This window comes from Pararhodonellum marinum (assembly GCF_015354735.1).
GTDB lineage: Bacteria > Bacteroidota > Bacteroidia > Cytophagales > Cyclobacteriaceae > Pararhodonellum > Pararhodonellum marinum.
On record NZ_JACEFJ010000001.1, the window covers coordinates 862627 to 886521 of the forward strand.

The following is a 23895-nucleotide window of genomic DNA, read 5'->3' on the forward strand; positions in this document are numbered from 1 at the left end:
TTCCCTTAATCAAAGTCTGACACTTTTTTCAGATGATTAAACTTTCAAACTAATCGTATCCCAAATTGATGTTTTTCTCGTAATCCGGTATTTCTGAATAAAAGTCACTGTTGTAGGGAACGGAAGCTCCTTGCCTGTCACCGGCGGGAATATCCATCCTTAGCCCCTGAAGGTAATAAAGTCTGTCGCCTTCAAATGCCATTTCTTTGAATCTTTCCAGGTGAATGGCCTCCTCCAAACCGGCTGCTCCGCCAGCATAATCATCCAGACCGGCTCTGTTTCTCACCACATTCAGATCAGCTGTAGCCCCATTGGTATCCCCGGATTGTGCTCTGATAATCGCTCGTAACAAATACATGTCAGCAAGTCTTAGGATGACGGCATTGGTTCTTCTGTCCCCGCCACGATAGTATTTATCTCCCCATACAAAACTTCTTGTGGTTCTGAAGTTGTTGTTTGGCTCAGGATAGATGTTTTCTCCTTCTGTAATGCCACTGCCTGCAGGAGTAAGCCAAACGAACAATTGATTGAAACGCTTGTCCCCTTTGGCTTCATCCGTCAAATTGCCATTTTCATCCATCCATCCCACTTCAGTTAAGAAACTGTCGCTGGCACGCATGAACCGACCCTGATTATTCGCCGGGCCACCCGCAAATCTGTTGCTGGCACTGTACCACTCAAATCTACCCGGATGTTTCCAGTTACTTGGTCCCCCCAAACCATCTCCAGCCCACAATGCATAATACCAAAGCACTTCACTGCCCCTGTCTACCCCTGTTTTGTTAAAGGCCTCGATAGGGTCTTCTGACAAGTCAAACAAACCGTTATTTTGGTCCAATACCAAATTTAATGGTTCAAGAGCCTCTTGAAAAGCCCCTTTTTGAAAAAGAACTTTTGCCAATAAAGCAGCAGCCGAGAATTTGGTAGCTCTGCCGTCAGCATAAGAGACAGGATGAAGACTTGGATCATAAGCTTCCGGCAATAGGCTCACCGCCTCCCGCAGATCACTTTCCATTAAAGCATACAGGTCATTGGTAGATGCCAATGGTGAAGACATGGCTTCTTCCAAATTTTTAGCCTGGGAAATCCTCAGAGGTATTCTTGGAGCATCGTTGGGGTATGCAGGCATATATGCCCTTGCAAGCCAGAAATAGGCATATGCACGGATAAACAACAGTTCACCTTTGATGCGGTCTACTTCATCCTGCCGGTTTGCGAGGGGGTAGGGATTTCCATCATTTTCATTGATAAAGTCCAAAGCCCCGTTAGCAGCTCCAATGGCGAAATACCCGCTGTTGAAGATGGAATTATCAAATAAAGTTATCTGAAACTCAGATCTCCTGGCGTACATGTCTTCTACATCCCCGTTGGTATTGAAACCATCGGTAATCGGTGCCAGATTAATTCCGTCAGCATAGGCTTCACCCGCAACAGGACCTGCAGCGAAAATGGACCGGAATCCTCCGTTTCCGGACAGACCGTAATAGGCTCCGATGGGTGCTTTTTCAAAATCCTCCAAAGTCAACCACGGCGGCTGTACGGGTCTTTGCAATTCAAAGAATTCTTCCTCATTACACCCTGTCAGGATTAGTAAAGAGATGAATAGGTATATGATGTTATTTTTCATTTTGGGTCGAAATTAAAATGATAGGTTTAAGCCAAAATTAATGCTTCTCAATTGGGGTAATTGAGCTCCGACAAATCCTTGGCCCAGGTTTCTGAATTGGGCATCACCAAGTTGCAATACCTCTGGATCAAATCCTTGGTACTTAGTGAAAGTCAACAGATTGGTGGCTGAAGTGAATACCCTTGCCTGGCGCAAGCCTAATTTCTGCAACAATTGCGGTGGAAGATTATAGGCCAATTGAAGCGTCCTCAGACGGATAAAATCACCCCTTTGCAAAAATTTATCATGAACCTCTGCTGCCCTGTTGTTATCAAACCTGACGTTTGGCGTAACAGTCCCATCCTCGTTGATCACATCATATCGGTGGTTCCAGACCAATTTTGGCCAATCTGCATCTGGATTGCTTTCGGTCCAGGTATTGTCTACCAGACTGCTCCTTAGCACACTACCGCCTGTTCCGATATATGAATTACCTCTTTCGCCCACGTCATAAATGTAATTACCACCTTGGAAGGTAAACTGTATGTTTAATTCTAAACCTTTGTAACTGAAATTGTTGATAAAACCTCCAAAGAAGGTGGGTAATCCTGACTTATCTTCAAAATCAAGCAAGTGATTGGTAAGGTTGTCACGGGTGGCGGGTATTACATTACCGGTTTTGATCCTTTCACCAGTTTGGGCAAAGTGCTCCCGGTCCATTTCGTAGATCATTTCATATCCGCCTTCCGGATGGATTCCGGCATATTGAGCCAGTCGGAAAAAGCCCAAACGCTCACCCACTCTCGTGACATGTGGGCCTTGTTGAACATTGTAAATCTGTTCCCCTTGCCCCCCTGTAAGTTTTGTGACTTGGTTTTGGTTGGTGGTGTAATTGAAACTAGTGGTCCATTTGAAATTGTTTTTGTCAATGTTGACCGTACTGATTTCAAACTCAAAACCTTGGTTTAACAGGTCACCTACGTTGGCCCATAGTCTAGGCTGATTGGCGAAAATACCTGAGGATTGAGGGACTTCTACCTGCAACAACAAATCAGAAGCATCTTGTCTATAGTAACCGATAGAACCACTTATCCTGTTGTTGAAAAGCTCATAATCCAAGCCCAGATCAAATGCGTCTGTAGTTTCCCAGGTCAGTGCCTGATTGCCAATATTCATCAGCAAATCACCAGCACCCGTATCTCCATATCTTCCCCATCCAGCATAGGTAGTCATTGTCGCAAAGGGATTAATGGCTGAGTTGCCTGTTTGGCCAAAACTACCCCGGAGTTTCAGCAGGTCAATGTTATTGGCCCCCCTCATAAAGTTTTCCTCCGACAATATCCATCCTCCAGAAACGGCAATGAAATTGCCCCATCTGTTTTCCGGAACAAATACGGAAGAACCATCTCTCCTTGCGCTAAATCCTACAAGGTATCTGTCTTTCAGCTTATAATCCAAGCGACTGAAAATACCCCTGAAATTGATTTCTCCACCCAATCCCGCGCTTACTCTCATGATATCCCCAGGTGCTCCTACCTCAGGTTGTACCCCAAAAAGGTCCTGCGCTTCAATGTTTCTTGTTCTTTGCTGCTGTGTGGTGTTCTCTGTTCCGACCACAAAATTGAAGGCATGGATATCCGCAAATTGTTTGTTGTAAGTGGCGTAAACATTATAATTAAGCCTAGTGAAGGTGTTTGAAAAGTCAAAAGCATATGCACTCCTTTCTCTGATTACCGTATTGCCCCATTCTATGTTACTGGTCTGTAACATATCGGCTGAGAATTCTGTCCTTACCGACAATCCGTCTACAAAAGGAATTTTGTAATCTAGAAACAAACCTCCTATAGCCCGGTAAGAATTGACATCGTTCAGGTAATTGTCCCTGTCAAGGGTAGCCCTTAGGTTTCTGCCCGATAGCGGGTCAAACAAAATTGGATTTCCGTTGGAGGTGATGGTAGGGTGGAAAATAGGAATAATCGGTAGTGCACCTGAAATCGCCATGTTGTAACCACCCGTAGCCATGTTGGTATTTCCCCCCGGAGGGCCACCGTTGGGTGGACGTTGCTGTTTGGTATAACTAAGCGTAATTCTGGTGCCTATTTCCAGGTTTTTGATCGGGGAAAAATCCACATTGGCTCTTGTGGAATATCTTTCTAGCCCACTCCCGGTTTGAATGCCTTTGTCATTTCTGTAATTTCCTGATAAGTAATAACTGAATCCGTCTCCGGCTTTGGAAGTCGAAATTCCTATATCCTGAAAACTCCCTTGCTGCAAAGCCTCATTAAAATAATTGACATCCGCCAATTGTTCTCTGCTCAGTACAGCTGTCGGGTCTCGTGCATCGTTGAGTATGGCATTGGGGTCGAAAGGGAACAGTCCGCTGTTTTCTCTTGCGGTATCGACCAAGCCCAACCAAGTAGGTCCATTGACAAAACCAATTTCTTGGGGACCTCTTGCCACATTGGTAACCCCGGAAGTTATGCTAATATCCAAGCCTCCAGTACCTCTCCCTGTTTTGGTTGTTACAATGATAACCCCATTGGCACCCCTGGATCCATATATGGCCGTTGCGGAGGCATCTTTTAATATTTCTATGGACTCAATGTCATTTGGATTGAGCGTGGCCAGGGGATTGAGTTGTGTGGCGCCGTGATTTGATCTGGCGAAACCGCCTATTTCTCCACCACCCTGATTGCTTAATATCATCCCATCGATTACCCATAGCGGCTCAGTACCACTGGAAATGGAATTGGTACCTCTGATCATGACTCGGGTGGGTGCGCCAGGCACTCCATTGCTTGAGGTGACATTGACTCCTGCAGCCAAGCCCTGTAAGGCCTGATCAAATGAAGGGGTCGGTATTTTGGCCAGTTCATCCGCTTTTACGGATGATATGGCTCCAGTAATGTCCCTTCTCACTTTGGAACCATAACCTACGACGACTACCTCATCCAGACTACCGGTGCTTTCCTGCAGGCTGATGTTGACGGTGGATCTGCCATTGATAGGGGTTTCCAATTGGTCATAGCCAATAAAGCTAAATACCAATACCCCATCTCTAGGGGCTTCAATTCTAAAATTGCCATCCAGATCGGTAATGGTCCCTCTATTGGTTCCTTTTACCAAAACGTTGACGCCTGGCAATGATTCTCCATCATTGCTTGCTGTGACCTTGCCTGTCACTGTTTCTTCCTGTGCCAGCAAAGGCTGGATCAACAAGCAGAAAAGGAACACGAGTACAATTTGCTTCATAAAGATATATTGGTTAGGGTTAATTATTAATTGTCATTTGTAGATTTTTCCTTTCAAAATTTTTTCTTTTCTATCATATCTGGTTGAATATTTTTTAGTTATTTTGTTTTACACCTGATCATTTTAATCATTGTATTTTGTAAAATTGATTGAAATAATCAACGAATTCTACCCATAATTTGACCAATGCTAGTTTTTTTTTTGCATAAAACTGACCATGATCATTAATTTGAAAAAATATACCACTAATGAATACCTCACTAAAAAAATTCTGAGTGTTTCTCCCACCACAAATCCTTAAAAACCAGCCATCAAATATTTCAAATCTTATTAAACAATATAAGTATCTAAAAATCAGTATATTAAATTAAAATTTATCAAACAATAGAGTCTAAAATCACCATTTACCAAATATTTTTTTTTTTAAAAACTGCTTAACCAAATGGCTCTTGAAGGCGAACAAAACTTCTTTTTATAAAAATATGATTTAAATAAGTGGTCAATTGAACCATATTTATTAAAATTGATGTAGTTTAGATGTGTTTTGAGCCTTTCCTAGACTTAAAAACTAGCTCTTCCTAGGCATTTAGGCTACCTATGCTCCAAACTTTTTTTTGGAAAAGGTGGTTTAGCAGGATGCTAAAGGTTTGAAATCGATTGCGTAAATTTTATATTTGTTTTCTGAGTGAACTGCCATTTCCTATTGATTCCTTATGATCGTATCCGTAGACTGTGCTATTTTTGGTTTTGAAAGGGAACTGAGTATTTTCCTGATCAAAAGGACCAATCCATACTTTAAAAACAAGTGGTCTTTGCCCGGTAGCATCGTATTTGAAGATGAATCGCTTGAAGATGCGGCCGAAAGGACACTCTATGAGCTTTCTGGGCTAAAAAACATTTATTTGGACCAGGTAGGGGCTTTCGGGGATCCCAAAAGAACCAAAGGAGCAAGAATCCTGACAGTCTCCTTCATGGCCATCATAGATAAAAGCAAATACAACCTCGAACCAAAAGTTAAAAACAGGACATTTATTTCTCAAACCAATGAGGAAGAATTGATTCTGAGTGGAAAATGGTTTAAGTTAAATGAGATGCCACTTTTACCTCAAGACCACAGTGAAATTGCTCACACAGCGCTCAAATTCCTTAGGCAGAAATTCAGGTATTCTCCCATTTGTTTCGAACTCCTCCCAGAAAAATTCACCCTTAAAGAATTACAGGATTTGTATCAGGCAGTTTATGAGGTACAGCTGGACCCAAGTAATTTTAGAAAGAAGATCCTGAAAAGCAACTGGCTGGTGGAACTGGATGAATACAGTCAACAAGGTTCAAGTAGAAAAGCCCGGCTTTATGCATTCAATATGGTACTTCAGGAGCAGGGTGATGAACAGGAGTTTGTTTTTGATTTTTAAAAAGTAACTATCAGCTTTGGAGCAAAAACACTTTTTACACTTTCCTTAATATTCAGGTCCTTTTGATTGTGGAGACATTTGAAATTCATCATTACATCTCCAATTGCCCAAATTCAGATTTTACTTGAGTTGACCGTTGATGCTTAACTGGATTTAAATAGGCGTTTCTCCTCATATTTTCGCATGTTGTTTCACAAATTCAGATGGAGAGGTTTTTTTGATTTCCTTGAATTTCCTGTTGAAATTGGATAGGTTTTTATAGCCGGAATGGTAACAGACTTCCGCAATGTTGTAGTCTTCCTCAATCAAAAGTTTACAGGCATGCCCAATCTTAATTTCATTCACATATTTAGTGAAAGTCTTTTTTTGGACCTGTTTAAAATACCTACTGAAAGCAGAAGTGTTCATGTTGGCCAGTTCAGCAGCTTCCTCCAAGGAAACGCCGTTTTTGAAATTGTTCAGGATGTAATTGTTCACCCTTTCCATTTTATGGTCTCCTTTGCCTCCCTCCAATCCTCCGGTATAGCTGGCACTGGATAGGATTTGGTAATCTTCATGTTTGGTGAGGTCTTTCAAAATCTCAATTATCCTAATGATTCGGTCAAGTTCTTCAAAACCTTCCAGCTCTTTTGCTTTTTCCAAAATGGGCTGGTTGGCCTCTCCTTTGAATTTGATGCCCCTTTTGGCCTTTTCAAACAGCTTATTGATAGAATCCATTTCAGGCAGTTTCAAAAAATTATCCCTGAAACTCTCCATAAAATGCACCACCAATGCCTTTGCCTTTAGGTGTGCAGTTTCATCAAAATAATCTTTATCATTCAACCAAAGATGGGGGAGGTTTTCCCCGATAAGCACTATTTCACCGGAACCGAATGGCTCTATGTGATCGCCGACATACCGTGTACCGGCACTTTCTAAAATAAATACCAATTCAATCTGAGGATGATAATGCCAGATTTTTAAAAACTGGTAAGACTGACTATCCAAAGAAAAAGAACAATTTTGATGAATGGCTCTGGTGAGAAGCTGTAACTGAGATTTCATTTATGCCTAATTGGGTTTGGTGTCCTCCATACCTCTAATATGGTATGTTTTTGCCAAATTACCATAAAAAATCACATTTTGCATAAAAAGTATCGAAATGATAAAAAGTTTGGAATCAAAAGATCATAATTTTCCATTTCTCAAATCGCAAATGGCTGGCCATTGCGAATTCTGCAAATAAAGTTATTTCGCTTTGAAAGAAGAATTTAAAGCCGATTCTCAAATGGTATCTAATGAATAAAATTATACATTTCATGGAACTATGCCCAGTACCTGTTTTCCAACAGAGACCTCTTTTCCCGACGGCATCATCTCCACAGTAGGATGTACAATTCCTTTGGGTTGCAGGGTGAGTACTACTACGATTTGGCCTTCATTGTATACATCGATCCAATGGGTATGACTGTATGTTTTGCCTCTGAAGTGGATGCCGGGATTCAGCCGAACCGTTTCTCCGCCGTACCTATTCTTGCCTGTCTGAATTTCTAAGGGCCTTTTTGTTTGGAGGACATGCCCCCTAAGGCTTGCTCCATCAGGAGTGGTGATGGTAAAGCCATTTTCATCTGTTTCGATGGCATTGAATTCCGGGGTATTGATCCTCCACACACGGCCATCCATGGAACTGTCTGCAACTATAAAAACTGCTTCCGAGCCACTTTGCTTGGAATAGTCCGCTGAAAAATACCGATGGTGGTCAATGACTCCTGTACTGCTTCCTCGGCCCCAGGCGTGTCCGCTGCCATTTGAGTCTGCTTCAAACCCCAGAAATTCACCTGCGCTGCTGGTGCCTTTATCTTGCGAGGAAACTGGTCCGGGGAATAAATTGCTTTGGCCCGCCATTAAGGAAGTTCTACCCCCACCCACTATCAGTGGAGCACCCAAACCGATGATTCGGAAGGTATTGACATCAGGACCTTGATGGCCTTTTACGCGCGTGGCGGAAACATTGTAAGCTGCCAAGATATCCTCTTCATCCTGAAAGCGGTTTCGGAATAAGGCAACGCCCTGTTCGGGATCAGCATAAGACAGCCAACCCATTTCTTCCGGATTTACGCTTTTTTTCTGAGTGGGATAATATAGAATGCTGAAAATCCCCTCATCATTCAGGTAATCATGCATCCATTTTAGAGCTGGAATTTGTTCAGGTGGATACAAACGCAGGCTAAGTCCGAAAGTGCCTTTTCGGAGGTTGAGGTTATCATCAGAGAGATCGGGTTTCATGCCAAGGAGTTCAGGTAAAGTTGCCGTGGCCATGGAGAAGGTTGAAAAACCCCACATGGTATGTATGGCGGAAGGAGCGAGTTGCTCCAAAGCATGTGGGGATGATTTATTGGAGAAGTGCTGATAGGCTATGAGTGCCGGCGCTATAAAAGACCAGTTGTATGCATGATACCCCATACTTTCGGCATTCCATCCATTGCTGTAAATGATTTTTTGCAAATGATCTGAAATCCGTTTTGAGGCATCCCAGATAAAAGGAGCTGTCAAAGAGGGTTTGTCCTTGTCAGGATTGTCCCATACCAAGGCGGCAAAAAGCACGCTTGACCAACGGATGCCCATCCAGTTGCTTACTAAGCTGTAATTGGCATCCTGACCCATGTTGGCACTTACCGAAAACAGAAGTTTAAAAAGTTGCCTGTTGGTAATGTCCCTTTTCTCCTGAGACCATGCTGTATAGCAAAGGTCATAGGTAATGGCCATTTGCTGAAGCATGGTCGCTCGGTCGAGGCCACGGGAAACCGGGTTTTGGAAGATGATGGTGTCATTGAATATGGTGGCCATTTGTTCGTAGGCCTTATCTGCCCAAGATTCTTCACCACTCATCAGGTACAGGTATCCATAATGGGCTGCGAGTTCAGGGACTTCATTGGTTAAAAACGCTTCGGAGGAAAAAACCTTTTGCTCAAGCTTTTCTGTATCAGCTTGGATTTTTTTGTACATGTCCAAAAACGGAGCTGATTTCACCCTTTCTCTGATCAGGGATACTTCACTTGCGGTAATGAGCCCCCTTGGATGTTCACCGATGGCATGTTTCCCATCTAGGCTTTTTGTATTGATCAACCCATCCAGATTCTCGTAATGCTGGGCCATGACATGCATTGACCAGAGGCCCATCAAGATCATGGAGGTGAAGGCAAACGTAAAACCTGGTTTTCTTGGATTTATGAACATTGAAGCTGCATTTATAAATTCATTTTTTTACTAGATCGTTTTTGTCATTTTGTAATTCGTCAGATCCACCCCCTTTAGGTTGACATGTTGTTCTTCAACCACTGTGAACCCAACCTTTTCAAAAAAAGTCTTTGCGGTTTTACTGACTTCTGCAGTCAACTGGGTTTGACCTTGCCGTTTGGCTTCTTTTTCGATCTCAGTATACAGTTGGTTGGCGATGCCATGCCTTTGTCTTTCCCGATGGACATACAAAAAATCGATGTGATTGCCTTTGTCCAATGTGCAAAAACCAATTATCCCTATTTCGTTCTGTGCAACCAAAACGAATTGATGTTTCAGTATGTCCTGCCACCGAGAGGTGTTTTCAATACCCGATGACCATGCCTCAATTTGTTGCTTATTGTATTCTGCCTTACAGCTCTTTCTGATGCTGTCCACATACAATTTTTGCATTTCAGGGAGGTCTTCAAGAGACCCTTTTCTAAGTATCATGCAGATTTGTTCCAATGGTTCTAAAAAGTCTTTTCAGTCGCAATTGTATCATAAATATCCAATTGATTTTTTTCAAACCAAAACTGAATAGAAGCAACAGTCTTAAAGGTAATCTGAATAGTTACCCCTATCAATCGTTTTGGTATTATGTCTTTGTTGAAATTGTAGGATTTTAGGTTTAATTTATTTCCTCCAATGCAAATTAGACTGAGTTGGAGAACATGAAGAACGATAAGATGTCCTTTATAAAACACGGTTTTAAAAAATAAATAAATAAAATTTTTTCATTGATATCATTCTTTAGACTTAATTAAGTGTATTCAATAAAACACCCAAAAGCTAACCAAAATATGTTGTACCATCATTTCAAGCATTTTTTCTCACTTTCAGCTTTACTGATTATCCTTGGTCTTTCAGATGCTTTTGCCCAAAAAGTGGAATCAGCCGATGATGATCCTTTTTTGACAAAGCTTTACGATCAGCTCCACGATTCACCCATGCAGCAAAAAATCCGCAAAATCGCTCCCATGCCTGCCGGGGTAGTCTATATCCAAAGGCCTGGTGAAGGCGAGGAAGAAATCCGTTGGCATTTCCGGACCATGAGGGAATTGGGCTTTACCAATCTGAAACAGATCATGCCCCTGCCTGATTGGAGTCATGAGAAAATCCAAATGATCGCGCTTGAGGAGGGCTTGATCCCATGGTGGTATGGGGAAGGGGGCTGGGAACCCATTTCAGACCAACTTTTATCGAACTTGGGAATTTCACCAGATGAGCCATTGGAGGACATAAGACTCAATCCCAAAATGATTGCCTATCAAAACGAGGTTTTGAAAAAAAGGATAGAAAACATTGTCGGGTGGATAGAAAAGACTGGGGCCAATGAGGCGCCAAAAGGAAGCAGCTCCGCCTATGATCCCACCGTAGGACAGCGGGGAATGGACTTGACGGAAAAGGGTAAAACGCTTTTTGTGGAATGGGCCAAAAACAACTACGGGGATATAGCTACCCTAAACAATGCCTACAATCAACATCACCACGGGTTGGCAGCACAAGGCAAGCCGTTTTCCAGCTGGGAGGATTTTGCGGAGAGATGGGAAAAGTCAGACCACAGAGAACTCCGGGTGATTCGGGATGTTTTGCGGTTCAAGGCCGACCACGGCATTGCGGAGTTGGAAAAAAAAGTCGTGGATTTCCATGAATTTGATTCCAATGCCCCTTACCGGGCAGGTGGAGAATTGGGTCTTTTTCGTCCTCATGCCTATTTTGGTGTCAATTTCCCTGCGATAGCCAAAACCATGCAGCATGCAGGTTCTTTTTATCCTTCCATCCATTTCACCTGGCATTTTGATCAGGTCAAGGATGAGCTGGGACCTACGGTTTACATGCAGGCCAGTTACATCAATGACATGTTCAAAGGGGGATGGAGTGGAGGTTGGGAGACCACGGGAGGTCCCCAGCAGTTTGGTGGGGAAAGATATGGTCAGGACAACAAAGGGTTTACTGTTGATGCTGCTGAGATGAAGCAGTTTACGCTCAGTATGTTGGCTGCAGGATTTAAAGGATGGGGACTTTGGAGCTGGAGTGTCAGATCGGCCGGGGTTGAGGTAGGCGAATATTCCCTCTTGGACCACCACAATGAAGTGACAGACAGAGCCGTGGCGGTAGGTGAAATTGCCAAGGCCATGCAAACCTACCGACATGAACTTTGGGAGTCACGCAAAGAACCGGTGGTGGGGGTCCTTTTTGACTGGGACAATGATGCGATGTGGACAGCCCTTTCCATCAAAGGAAAAGAAAGTACCCGATACATTCCCATGCAGGCTAGGGTAGGCGTATCCCGAGCCCTGATCAATCAAAACATTCCTTTTGAATATGTCATTCCCGACGACCTCAGAGCAGGATTGGCTGCTAGATATCGGGTGATTTATTTGCCAGGAATGCTGGCGTTGAACCCTGAACTGTTACCCATCTTAAAAAAATATGTGGAGGATGGTGGCAGGCTGATTTTAGACATGCCAGGCGCCTGGATGGATCCCAATTCCGCCTTGCTTCCCAGGGGAACGGGTTCTGACTTCGCCAACCTTTTTGGCGCTGCATTGAGGGAATACCAATTTTCAGGGCTCAACAGAAACTGGCATTTGGAAGCCCATGTTTTGACAGGCTCCATTGGTTCCATCAGGCCGGAGGGCGCGGAAATCATGGCAGATTTTAAGACCGGACAACCTGCAGTCACCCAGTTTCAATTGGGCAAGGGGACTTCGGTTATATTGGGTTACGAGGCAGCTAGGTCATGTTTTGAACCAGGAAATTCGGAAATGGAAGCACTCTTGTTAAAATATACTTTGGGGGACATAGAGCCACCCTTTACCTGTGAGGGGGCCATCGTCTACCGATTGTCTGGCCCAAAAGCCGACCATTATTTTTTACTTAACCAAGGGGAGGCCACTGAAGTGGATTTAAAACCGCATCATTACACCTATACCAATGTCCAGGATGCGGTAACCGGACAAAGCATCTCGCAAAATTCAATTTACTTAGAGGCCCATTCTGCAAGATGGTTAAGGTTTGAAAAACCTTAAATTTGGGATTAAACATAAAGTAAACAACAAAAGAAGATGATCAAAAAACCAATGATTGCTTGCCTAATTTGGCTAATGGGTATCATTTCCTGTGATTCTCCGGGGACTGACAATGACAATACGTATGATATAGTCATTTATGGTGCCAATTCGGCCGGCGTGATTGCAGCTTATACGGCCAAAACCATGGGCAAATCAGTAGTTTTGATTGAACCGAGCAAGCATATGGGTGGGTTGAGTACGGGTGGATTGGGATATACGGATATCGGAAACAAATATGCTGTGATGGGCTTGTCCAGGGATTTCTACCGAAGGATCGGGCAGCATTATGGCAAATTTGAACAATGGATTTTTGAACCGAGTGTGGCCAAATCTGTTTTTCAGGATTATCTGGACAGAGCAGAAATCGAGGTACTTTTTGAACACGAACTGGTTGGCGTGAAAAAAGAGGGGGACTACTTGCAGGAAATGACCTTGAGTCTTGGAGGTTCAACCAATGAAATTGTGAAAGTAAGGGGTAAAATGTTCATTGATGCTACTTATGAAGGTGACTTGATGGCCAAGGCAGGAGTGACCTATACCGTAGGTAGAGAGCCCAATTCCCAATACGGTGAAACCTACAATGGGGTACAGTTGATGACGGGACATCAATTCCCTGATGGAGTGGACCCTTACCAAACCAAAGGTGACCCACAGAGTGGCCTACTATGGGGCATCACTGACCATCAATTGGAACCGGATGGAACAGGAGACGATAAGGTTCAGGCCTATAACTTCAGGATTTGTCTTACTGACAATCCCTCCAACAGGATCGAAATCACCCGGCCTGAAGGCTATGATTCCACCATGTTTGACCTATTGGTAAGACTTTTTGAAGCCCAGCCCGGGAAAATAAGGATCAGTGATTACTTTATCTGGAGCCGAATGCCCAACCAAAAGACAGACATCAATAACCGGGGAGGATTCTCAACGGATATGATTGGGATGAATTATGACTATCCTGAGGCAGACTATGCACAAAGAAAGGAAATCGTCAAGAACCATCAATTGTACACCCAATCCCTGCTTTATTTCTACAAGACAGACCCCAGAGTTCCTAAAGAACTGCAGGAATTTATCCAAGACTGGGGTTACCCCAAAGATGAGTACACTGAAAATGAACACTGGTCTCCCCAGTTGTATGTGAGGGAAGTGCGAAGAATGGTGGGAGAATACGTGATGACCGAAGCCAATTGTGTGGGTGATGAAGTGGTGGAAGACGGGGTAGGAATGGCCGCTTACACCATGGACTCCCACAACATCCAAAGAGTGGTCATTGAAAAAGAAGGTCAAAAAATGGTGAAAAACGAAGGGAATGTAGAAATAGGAGGATTTGGTCCGTATCCCATTGCCTACAGATCCCTGATTCCGAAAAAAGAGGAGGTTAAAAATCTATTTGTCCCAGCGGCACTTTCTGCCAGCCACATTGCTTTTGGCTCTATCCGGATGGAACCGGTTTTCATGGTATTGGCACAATCATCTGCTGTGGCCGCCTGTATGGCGATTGACAACAACCTCTCCGTCCATGAAGTGGATGTCAAAGAATTGCAGAAAATCCTAAAAGAAAATCCCCTTGCAGACGGGAGTATACCCGAAATTCTAGTGGACAATGATGATGAGGAAGGGGTGCAAATCAAAGGGGATTGGGAAAGGCAAAGCCGTGGAGGATACGGTCCCAGCTTTCTAAAAGATCCTTCTAAAGGCACCCAAAATCATTCAGTAAGTTTTACACCAGATATCAAGGTGGCAGGTGCTTATGAAGTGTACCTGTATTTTTCCCGGGTCAATGAATCCTCTACCCAGACCAAAGTCATTGTAGGAGATGGCAAGGATGAAAAGGAAATATGGGTAAAAGAGGAAGACATCCGTGTAGAAGGTCAGACCTCAGGAGAATGGGTTCATTTGGGTCAGTTCAATCTTGAAGCGGGTAAAAATGCATTTGTTGAGGTTTCAAACCAAGGAGCAGATGGGATAGTCGTCGCAGATGCTGTCTTATTTGTTCCAGACAAATAAAACCGTATGAAAATGTCCGTCAAATATTCCCTTTTTTCATTGCTGATTCTGACGAGTGGAATTGCTTTTTCCTGCCAAAGCACCCTAAAAGAAACCCATGATAACGATCTCCCAAATATCATCTTATTGATGGGGGATGACCATGGATGGGATGAAACAGGGTACAACGGACATCCTTTTCTCCACACGCCTGTTTTGGATGATATGGTTAAAACCGGAATCAGAATGGACCGGTTTTATTCCGCCTCACCGGTGTGTTCTCCTACCCGAGGGAGTGTGTTGACCGGCCGTCATCCCAACAGGTATGGTACATTCACAGCAGGGGCTTCCATCAGGCCTGAAGAAATAACCATTGCCCAAATACTGAAAGATGCGGGCTATGCGACGGCCCATTTTGGGAAATGGCATTTGGGGCCTGTAAAGGCCGAATCTCCCACCAATCCCAAAGCAATGGGTTTTGACGAATACCTTTCCCATGACAATTTTTTTGAGATGAACCCATATTTTTCCAGAAATGGAGGGCCTCCTGAACCTTACAGAGGTGAAAGTTCAGAAATTCTGGTTGCAGAGGCGATCCGTTTTATCCAAAAGGCCAAAGAGGCAAATCAACCGTTTTTTGTGGTCATCTGGTATGGTTCTCCCCATGAACCCTACAGTGGCCTTCGGGAAGACCTGGCCCTTTATGATGACTTGCCTGAATCTTTTGGAGATAAAACCGTAAGGCTGACTTCCAATGAAACAGGCCTACAGGTGGATAGACCTCAAAGGGAGGTTTTACAGGAGCGATTTGCGGAAATTACCGCCATGGACCGATCTATTGGACAGATGCGGGAATTTCTAAGAAATGAAGCCTTGCGAGAACACACCCTGCTTTGGTATTTTGGGGATAACGGCACCCCTCTCGAAGGAAATGCAACTGTACCATTTAAAGGAGAAAAAGGCATGGTGTATGAAGGAGGGGTACGGGTTCCTGCAGTCCTGGAATGGCCAGCCAGATTTGCCACTCCAATGGTCACCGAGGTGAATGCAGTCTCTTCAGATGTGTTGCCAACACTTTGTGGTATCCTCGGGCAGCCGCTCCCGAAAAGACCGATTGATGGTATTGATCTAAGCCCCTTTTTTGATGGCAACCTAAGAGAAAGGAATAAACCTGTTATGTTTTGGAACGGCAGGGTAAGACAGGATGAAGAGAATACCCCAGCACCTTATATTGATCCTGAATTGCAAAAAGGAACTTCTCCTTTGGTCAAGCTTATGAATGGAATTGCTACCAGGAATTTCACCAATTTCCGTCATACCGATATTCAGCCACAGGATTTTGGTGGTGCAAGGGCCATTTTGGACAACAGGTATAAACTGGTCATTCATGGGGAAAATGACCCAGAGGCCAAGCGGGAACTATTTGATGTACTGGAAGATCCAGCTGAAAACAAAAATATAATAGAGGCATTGCCGGATATCGCGGCTGACCTGGAAAATAGCTTGCTCAAATGGCAACAATCAGTACTGGAAAGCCTCACGGAAAATGATTATTGAAATCTTAAAATATTAAAGTTCGTTCAAAATGGCACGAAATCGATTGCATTAAAAATGTGTGATTTGTATTCCGGTTAAGCTATTTTGAATTATATTCAAATTATTCTTTGCCCAAAATGAGTTTCCCGAAAATAACCTAAAGCATTGCAACATGCCAACTGATATCAAAAGACGTGATTTTATCCGCCATTCTTTGGTGTACGGGGTGGGCATTTCCGCCCTTTCGGGGCTTCCGGGATTTACAGCTAACCTGAAGGAGAAAATGAAATTCGGCCTGGTCACTTACCAATGGGGGAGGGATTGGGATCTTCCCACGTTGATCAGGAATTGTGAGGCAGCAGGTGCATTGGGCGTGGAGCTCAGAACGGAACATGCCCATGGGGTAGAAACCTCTCTTAGCGCTTCAGCGAGGAGGGAAGTGAAAAAACGCTTTGCCGACAGTCCTATCACCTGTCTGGGTTACGGCAGCAATTTTGAATACCACAGTCCTGATGCCGCTAAACTTCAATACAATATCAAGGAGACAAAAGAATACATCAAACTTTGTCATGATATTGGCGCAACAGGCATCAAGGTAAAACCCAATAACCTACCGGCTGAAGTACCCCAAGAAAAAACCATTTCACAGATCGCCGAATCCCTCAATGAAGTAGGCCGTTTTGCCATGGATTATGGACAGTTGGTCAGGGTGGAGGTGCATGGCCACCTCACCCAGGAATTGCCCAACATGAAAGCCATTTTTGATCAGGTTACCGAATCCAACGTAAAAGTCTGTTGGAACTGCAATGATGAAGACTTGTTGCCACCTGGGCTAGAGGGAAACTTTAACTTAGTCAAAAAGTGGATGGGTGACACCGTGCATGTGAGAGAATTCGATGAAGGAGACTATCCTTACCAGGCGCTTTTTCATCTTCTACAAAAAATGGATTATGAAGGCTGGATATTGATGGAAGCAAGAACAGAGCCTGATGACCGGGTACTTGCATTAAAACATCAAGAGTCAATATTCAAAAAATTGGTTTCCAATACTTTATAATATTTATTTCAAAAAAATAACCTTTTAAATAAGCAAAGATCAAAGAATAACCAAGAAAATATGAACCATCACAATAAACTCACGGATATGAAAAATAATAGTTCAAGAAGAGAATTTTTGAAGAAATCGGTACTTACCACAGCAGGGATCTCGATAGGTGCCATGGGTTTCCCTGCGAGTAGCTACAGTAGGATTATCGGGGCCAATGACAGGGTGAATTTAGGGATCGTCGGTTTTTCGGACCGAGCAAAAGGCGCTTTGATACCAGCCATGCTAAAGCATTCCAAAGAAATGAATTTTGAATTCTCTGCGGTTTCTGACATTTGGAACAGAAGGAGGGATGAATGCGTGGCTTATGTCAAAGAAAAAAGTGGAAAGACGATTCAAACGGCGAGAAACAATGAAGAATTGTACGAGCGAAAGGATGTGGATGCCGTCATCATCAGTACAGCTGATTTTCAACATGCCCTGCATTGCAAGGAAGCAGTGGAGGCGGGCAGGGATGTCTATGTGGAGAAGCCCTTTGCCGAAACCATGGAAGACAACCGGGCTGCCCGTGAGGCGGTGGAAAGAACCGGTAAAATTGTACAGGTGGGTTCTCAAAGAAGGAGTGGGTCCAATTACCATGCTGCCAATGATTTTATCCGTTCAGGTGGATTCGGGGACATTGTGATGGTGGAGATGAGCTGGAATGTCAATCAACCTGGAAGGTGGAGGTTGCCTAAACTGACTAAGGAAATCAGAAAGGAAGATACCGATTGGAATAGGTTTTTGATGAATCGGCCATATGAGGAGTGGGATCCAAGGAAATATCTGGAATACAGGCTTTTTTGGCCCTATTCTTCCGGTATTCCTGGTCAGTGGATGGCCCATCAGATTGATACCGTACACTGGTTTACAGGGTTGGATCATCCCAGAAGTGTGGCCGCCAACGGCGGTATTTACCTCTGGAAAGATGGCAGGGAAAATTTTGATACCATGACCGCGGTATTTGATTATGGACCACTTGATGATCGTTCAAAAGGCTTTCAGGTGGTTTATTCCTCAAGGTTCACCAATTCAGCAGGTGGCACCAAAGAGATTTATTATTCCAACGGGGGAGAGCTTAATCTGGACACCAATAAAATAACTCCCAATGGTGGTCTAAATGAAAACCATGCGAAAAGCATGGGCATGGATTCGAATCTTTTGAAAGAGGTAAGTTTGGCTGAGCAAGTCAAAGCAGAAACAGGAGCGAATACAGGCGTAGATAACATGACCTCGGCCCACATGAAAAACTGGATGGAATGCATCAGGAGTAGAGAAAAGCCCAATGCGGATGTGATGGCAGGTTACAACCATTCCATCGCCAACATCATGACCACAGCGGCATTGCGTACGGGCAAGTTTGTGACTTTTGATGACCAAAATCAGGAAGTTTTGGCAGGTGGAGAGGTTTTTAAATATTGATCCCAAAAATATGATCAAGTTTAAAAATTTATTCTCTTTTCGGTGCGGGCTCCTTTTGGGATCTCTGCTTTTGTTGGCTTGCTCAGAAGGAAATCAAACAAATGAAGCTGAGACACTATTGGATTCCGAAGAGGACAATCCCAAAGTGCAATTGATCAGAAATGATGCTGAAAATAAGGTAGAGGTGTTGGTCGATGGGGAGCTGTTTACGGCTTATATCTATCCTGAAAATATTGCCAAACCCTTTCTGTATCCCATCAGAACGGCTCAGGGCAATTTGCTCACCCGTGGCTTTCCTCTCAATCCTAGGGCAGGGGAACGGGTAGACCATCCCCACCACATCGGCCTCTGGTTCAATTATGGAGATGTGAATGGACTGGATTTCTGGAACAATTCAGAAGCCATCCCCGAAGAGAAAAAAAGTAGTTATGGGACCATTTATCACCGGGAAATCAACAATATCAGCAGTGGTGATCAGGGTGAACTCGAAGTGACTACGGAATGGGTAGACGCAGAGGGATCGATCCTGTTGATAGAAAACACCACTTTCATTTTCCGAACAGATGGTGACAAGAGGATGATCGACCGCATGACGAAACTTACCGCAAATGACCAACCGGTGTCTTTTAAGGACAATAAAGAAGGCATGGTGGGAATAAGGGTTGCCCGTGAACTGGAGCATCCTGCGGATAAGCCAGAAATTTTTACGGATGCCAGCGGTAAAGCAACTGCAGTTCCTACCATGAACAATGAGGGCGTCACTGGCATGTACAAAAGCAGTGAGGGGCTTACGGGACATGATGTATGGGGAACCCGAGCCAAGTGGATGAACCTTTCTGGTGAGATATCAGGGGAAAAGGTATCCCTGGCCATTTTGGATCATCCGGACAACGTGGGTTACCCGACTTATTGGCATGCCCGTGGATATGGCCTATATGCGGCCAATCCACTGGGACAAAAAGCCATGAGTGGCGGAAAGGAAGAACTCAATTTTAAATTATCAGCAGGAGATTCAGTTGACTTCAAATACAGGATCATGGTTTATTCTGGAACAGATGCCTCTGAAAAAGCGCTCAACGATGATTTTGAAGCGTTTATAGCCGATTAATGTTTAATTGCTAGAGTGGAAGTCCCCCAATTTTCTTTCGATAAAATTGGGGGACTTCCTTTACATTGGGTAGAAATTTTGTTCTTTGTAGTAGAAAACCTTAACTTTTGATACATCACTGCTCAACCTGAGTTGTGATGAATATTTTTGACAACTCAACCTGAACATGTATTTGAAAATTAAAACGCCGCTTTGTTTTTGGTTTTGTATTTTGTTGACGATCTCATGTACAACCAAGACCGAACACACTCCTTCCCATTCTGGAAATCCATTGTTTGATGGTTGGTATGCAGATCCCGAAGCCATCATCTACGGAGATACCTATTGGATTTACCCTACCTATTCCGCGCCATTCGATCAGCAGGTGTTTATGGATTGTTTTTCTTCCAAAGACCTGGAGAACTGGACCAAGCATGAAAGGATTCTGGATACGGTGGCTGTAAAATGGGCAGATTCTGCCATGTGGGCCCCCGGGGTGATTGAGAACAAAGGCAAATACTACCTTTTCTTTGCTGCCAATGACGTGCATGAAGGAGAGGTGGGCGGCATAGGGGTTTCGGTGGCTGATCAGCCTCAGGGGCCTTTCAAAGATCTTTTGGGCAAACCCCTGATCAATGAAATCGTAAATGGTGCCCAGCCCATAGACCAATACCTTTTCAGAGACCAAGATGGCACCGTGTACATGTATTATGGGGGATGGGGAAAATGCAACCTGGTCAAATTAAATGAAGATTTCACCGGGTTGGTCCCTTTTGAGGATGGGGAAATCTATAAAGAAGTCACCCCTGAAGGCTATGTGGAGGGACCATTTATGTTTATCAGAGAAGGTAAATATTATTTTATGTGGTCAGAAGGTGGCTGGACCGGACCCGATTATCGGGTAGCCTATGCCATCGCTGATTCTCCTTTTGGGCCTTTTGAGCGGATTGGGGTGGTTTTGGAACAGGATCCTGATATTGCCACTGGAGCAGGCCACCATTCTGTCATCCATGCACCAAACAATGATCAATATTATATGGTGTACCACAGGAGGCCTTTGGGCGAAACGGATGGAAATCACCGGGTCACCTGTATTGAAACCATGGAATTTGAAGCAGACGGAAAAATCAAACCTGTAAAATTGACCCATCAGGGGGTGGAGGCCAATTTATTGGGAGATAAATAATTATGGGTTTGGCACAAACCAAGGAAAAGTAATTAGCTAACACGGGAAACTTGCTTTAAACCCCTTCAGGGTTTTATTTCTTTCCGAAACACATCCTACCCGGGTTGCCACCCGGGGTTATTAACCTTTCGGTTTTTAATCCCTCCGGGATTCTTAATCCAATAACTATAAGTTTATTCAAACACCTAGTACCTCTCACCATTTACATCCCACCTACAACCTCCTACCTTTAACTTCTTACCAATTTCACATCCGACATCCGTCAAGTTTTCCCAACTCCCAACTCCCAACTTCCAACTTCCCACTTCCTGCCCACAATTTTTACCATTTACCTCTTACTTACATCCTCTCACCCACAACCACTCACCTACCACCTCTCACCTACCGGTCCCACATCCCTTTTTATTTCCGCTGGACAGATTTTGTGAGAAATTAAGGTTTGGAGTACTTATATTTTGCTTCCAGTCAAAACAATCTTACCATTAATTAGTCTATTTCAACATGGAACCAATCAGAAAAGAGGATTTAGATCAGGAAATTTTTGACATGTATGATTACTACGTGCATGGGCAAATCAACCGGAGGGAATTTGTCAACCGCCTGTCCAAGTATGCAGTGGGAGGCTTGACAGTTTCAGCCATCATGGCTTATCTTTTGCCCAATTATGCGGAAGCCAAGCGGTATACTCCAGAAGATCCCCGTCTCATTTCTGAATACCTCGATTATGATTCGCCAAACGGTGGCGGAAAAATGAAGGGGCTATTATCCCGTCCAAAGGATGCCAAAGGGAAACTTCCCGGGATTTTGGTGGTACATGAAAACAGGGGATTGAATCCTTATGTGGAAGATACAGCTCATCAAGCGGCCCTTGATGGTTTTGTGGCCTTTGCTCCGGATGCCTTGGCGCCTCTCGGGGGATATCCTGGTACAGATGATGAGGGGAGAACCATGCAGGCGACCAGAAACAGGGATGAGATTTTGGAGGACTTCATTGCAGGTTTTGAACTGCTCAAATCCCACGAAAGCTGCAACGGAAATGTGGGTGTGGTGGGTTTTTGTTTCGGTGCCTGGATCAGCAACATGATGGCTGCCCGGAGGCCTGACTTGAAAGCATCTGTGCCATTTTATGGAGGACAAGTGGGTGCCGAAGATGCAGCAAAAATCACTGCCCCTTTACAACTTCACTATGCAGAATTGGATACAAGGGTGAATGCAGGATGGGAGGCCTACGAAGAAGCATTGAAAGCCAATGGAATAGACTATGAAGTGTACTTCTATCCCGGTGTTAACCACGGATTCCACAACCATTCCACACCCAGATATGACCAACCCGCTGCAGAATTGGCCTGGGGCAGGACCATTGAATTTTTCAAAAAACACTTGGGGTAAATTATCATAGTTATTATAAAAATAAATGCCCGGTTTACTGCCGGGATTTTTATTTGTTGTCTCCCACAAAATTCCCGTAGCCTAGATTTTCCAGTATCGATTTCATTTTTTCCGGGTCATTTTTATAGGGACTTAAATCCATAAGCTCAATCGTTCTGAAATCTATCGGGTGACTTTCGCTTTGCAGGGAAATATACCCAGATTCCAAGGCCTGACCATCTCTTTTGATCTCGGGGTCTACTGGATTGACATTGCCTCCGCCAATCTGGGGGTCAAAATAAGTGATGACAGATTCCCCTTCGAGGATATGATGGATCACAGAATCTCCCAAAACCATAAATTCAGCCGTGACCCAATCCTCTCCATGATAGGTTTTGGAAGTGGAGGAGACACAATGGTCTGTAATGAGTTCTCCATCGATGACCACATGGGTTCCCGGTGTGCAGAGATTGCTGGTTGTTCGCGGATTTTCTCCGTCCCCTCCAAGCAATTGACCCTCTATGGATATGGGAAAATCCTGGTCTTTCAGCATGGTAGCAGGATCCTGTGAATGAAGCATGGCTCCGGAGTTCCTATAGGCCCATCCCTGTCCACCGGGAGGCTGTTCGCCCACAAATCGATACTCCACCCTCAAGAGATAATGGGAAAACGGTTCATTGAAAAAAATATGGCCAAATTGCCCCTCAAATTTTTCATACCCATCGTACCTGACCTGCATCAACCCATCATTTATCCGAAAAGTATTGGCAAAGTTGTCATGGAGCTCAAAGCCGGTGATTTTGATGAGCCAGTCATCCAGGTCTTGGCCATTGAATAGCTGTCTCCATTCAGGTTTCTCCTCGATTTCAGAGGTCTCCTTATTGTCGCAGGAAAATAATGCCACTGATAAGGTTAAGTAGCTTACTAATAGCAGATGGGGGATTTTATTATGCATTGTAATTGGATTTCTTTTATTTGAAAGTTGTAGAAAATTAATTTATGGAAAGCTAATATTTAGGACTTTTGCGTTAAATACGTGAATAAATACAAAACACTTTAGAATCTAAACCAAAAAATCAAGAAATTACCATGGTTCCTCCCGCTTGACGATCTATTACGACAGATCGGTGATCCCGGTGCCGGAATTGCCCCCGGAACTGAATTTTTAAAACTGCACAATGACTACACCTGTTCGGTTTGTGACAGTCCAAAAGCGGGGTTTAGGTTGATGTGACCTTCAACATTGATTTAACAGTTTAGTCCATAAGAAAGCTGATGACTGGAATATTTTTTTTAATGGCTAGGCCATCTAATGAACAAATTTCTTTTGAAGAATATAAACAAATTGTAGTTTTATTTAGCCTGAAGAAAAAATTGATGGATGAAAGTTGATTTCCTTTAATTTAAAATAATAAGTAGTTAAAATATGAATGTTAAAGTTTTGGTTCAATACCTTTCACTAATGTAAATTTACAATAAAATGGTAGCAAAACGACCAGCAAAAATACTCTAACCTGGTGAAACAATAGTCTACGAAGCTAATCCTTCTTATGATGATGATATTAATATTTGCCGAGTTTAAAATCCCGACTTCTCAAGACAAATATAAACTAGGCGATAG

16 protein-coding genes are annotated in these 23895 nt (G+C 43.7%); 10 read left to right on the plus strand and 6 right to left on the minus strand.

What is annotated here, in order from left to right; translation table 11 throughout:
- Window positions 1-49: 49 nt before the first annotated feature.
- Window positions 50-1627 (minus strand): RagB/SusD family nutrient uptake outer membrane protein, encoded by a 1578-nt coding sequence (locus H1A14_RS03660; protein ID WP_194774823.1) that lies wholly within the window; start codon window positions 1625-1627, stop codon window positions 50-52.
- Window positions 1628-1639: 12 nt separating this feature from the next.
- Window positions 1640-4858: a SusC/RagA family TonB-linked outer membrane protein gene (locus tag H1A14_RS03665; protein WP_194774824.1), complete on the minus strand. Its 3219-nt coding sequence runs from the start codon at window positions 4856-4858 to the stop codon at window positions 1640-1642.
- A gap of 713 nt (window positions 4859-5571) precedes the next feature.
- Here H1A14_RS03665 and H1A14_RS03670 point away from each other — a divergent pair.
- Window positions 5572-6270 (plus strand): NUDIX hydrolase, encoded by a 699-nt coding sequence (locus H1A14_RS03670; protein WP_194774825.1) that lies wholly within the window; start codon window positions 5572-5574, stop codon window positions 6268-6270.
- A gap of 171 nt (window positions 6271-6441) precedes the next feature.
- On the opposite strand, the gene H1A14_RS03675 is transcribed toward H1A14_RS03670, so the two are convergent.
- From H1A14_RS03675 to H1A14_RS03685, 3 genes are all read right to left on the minus strand, one after another.
- Window positions 6442-7314, minus strand: a complete 873-nt coding sequence (locus H1A14_RS03675) for an AraC family transcriptional regulator (RefSeq protein ID WP_194774826.1) — start codon at window positions 7312-7314, stop codon at window positions 6442-6444.
- Window positions 7315-7566: 252 nt separating this feature from the next.
- Entirely contained in the window at window positions 7567-9486 is a 1920-nt protein-coding gene (locus H1A14_RS03680) for a hypothetical protein (RefSeq protein WP_194774827.1), read from the minus strand.
- Between the two features lie 30 nt (window positions 9487-9516).
- Complete coding sequence (locus tag H1A14_RS03685) at window positions 9517-9978, minus strand: GNAT family N-acetyltransferase (protein WP_194774828.1); 462 nt, start codon at window positions 9976-9978, stop codon at window positions 9517-9519.
- 350 nt (window positions 9979-10328) lie between these two features.
- Here H1A14_RS03685 and H1A14_RS03690 point away from each other — a divergent pair, with 350 nt between their 5' ends.
- The 8 genes from H1A14_RS03690 to H1A14_RS03725 all read left to right on the plus strand — a co-directional run bounded on the left by H1A14_RS03690 (window position 10329) and on the right by H1A14_RS03725 (window position 22295).
- Window positions 10329-12560, plus strand: a complete 2232-nt coding sequence (locus tag H1A14_RS03690; RefSeq protein WP_194774829.1) for a beta-galactosidase trimerization domain-containing protein — start codon at window positions 10329-10331, stop codon at window positions 12558-12560.
- 75 nt (window positions 12561-12635) lie between these two features.
- Entirely contained in the window at window positions 12636-14612 is a 1977-nt protein-coding gene (locus H1A14_RS03695) for an FAD-dependent oxidoreductase (protein ID WP_228527568.1), read from the plus strand.
- A 12-nt stretch (window positions 14613-14624) separates the two neighbouring features.
- Window positions 14625-16148, plus strand: coding sequence for a sulfatase family protein (locus tag H1A14_RS03700; protein WP_228527541.1), 1524 nt, complete (start codon window positions 14625-14627; stop codon window positions 16146-16148).
- A gap of 151 nt (window positions 16149-16299) precedes the next feature.
- Window positions 16300-17184 carry a sugar phosphate isomerase/epimerase family protein gene (locus H1A14_RS03705; RefSeq protein WP_194774831.1) on the plus strand — a complete coding sequence of 295 codons (885 nt, stop codon included), beginning with the start codon at window positions 16300-16302 and terminating at the stop codon, window positions 17182-17184.
- Between the two features lie 87 nt (window positions 17185-17271).
- Window positions 17272-18633, plus strand: a complete 1362-nt coding sequence (locus H1A14_RS03710; protein WP_194774832.1) for a Gfo/Idh/MocA family protein — start codon at window positions 17272-17274, stop codon at window positions 18631-18633.
- A gap of 10 nt (window positions 18634-18643) precedes the next feature.
- Complete coding sequence (locus tag H1A14_RS03715; RefSeq protein ID WP_194774833.1) at window positions 18644-19741, plus strand: DUF6807 domain-containing protein; 1098 nt, start codon at window positions 18644-18646, stop codon at window positions 19739-19741.
- 166 nt (window positions 19742-19907) lie between these two features.
- Window positions 19908-20906: a glycoside hydrolase family 43 protein gene (locus tag H1A14_RS03720; protein WP_194774834.1), complete on the plus strand. Its 999-nt coding sequence runs from the start codon at window positions 19908-19910 to the stop codon at window positions 20904-20906.
- A gap of 501 nt (window positions 20907-21407) precedes the next feature.
- Window positions 21408-22295, plus strand: a complete 888-nt coding sequence (locus tag H1A14_RS03725) for a dienelactone hydrolase family protein (protein ID WP_194774835.1) — start codon at window positions 21408-21410, stop codon at window positions 22293-22295.
- A gap of 49 nt (window positions 22296-22344) precedes the next feature.
- Here the strand turns inward: H1A14_RS03725 and H1A14_RS03730 are convergent, their stop codons facing one another.
- Window positions 22345-23229, minus strand: coding sequence for a 3-keto-disaccharide hydrolase (locus H1A14_RS03730; RefSeq protein ID WP_194774836.1), 885 nt, complete (start codon window positions 23227-23229; stop codon window positions 22345-22347).
- Window positions 23230-23397: 168 nt separating this feature from the next.
- On the opposite strand from H1A14_RS03730, the gene H1A14_RS03735 reads away from it, so the two are divergent.
- The gene (locus tag H1A14_RS03735; RefSeq protein ID WP_317174849.1) at window positions 23398-23508 is read left to right on the plus strand and encodes a rubredoxin; all 111 of its coding nucleotides are present in this window, start codon (window positions 23398-23400) and stop codon (window positions 23506-23508) included.
- Window positions 23509-23895 lie beyond the last annotated feature (387 nt).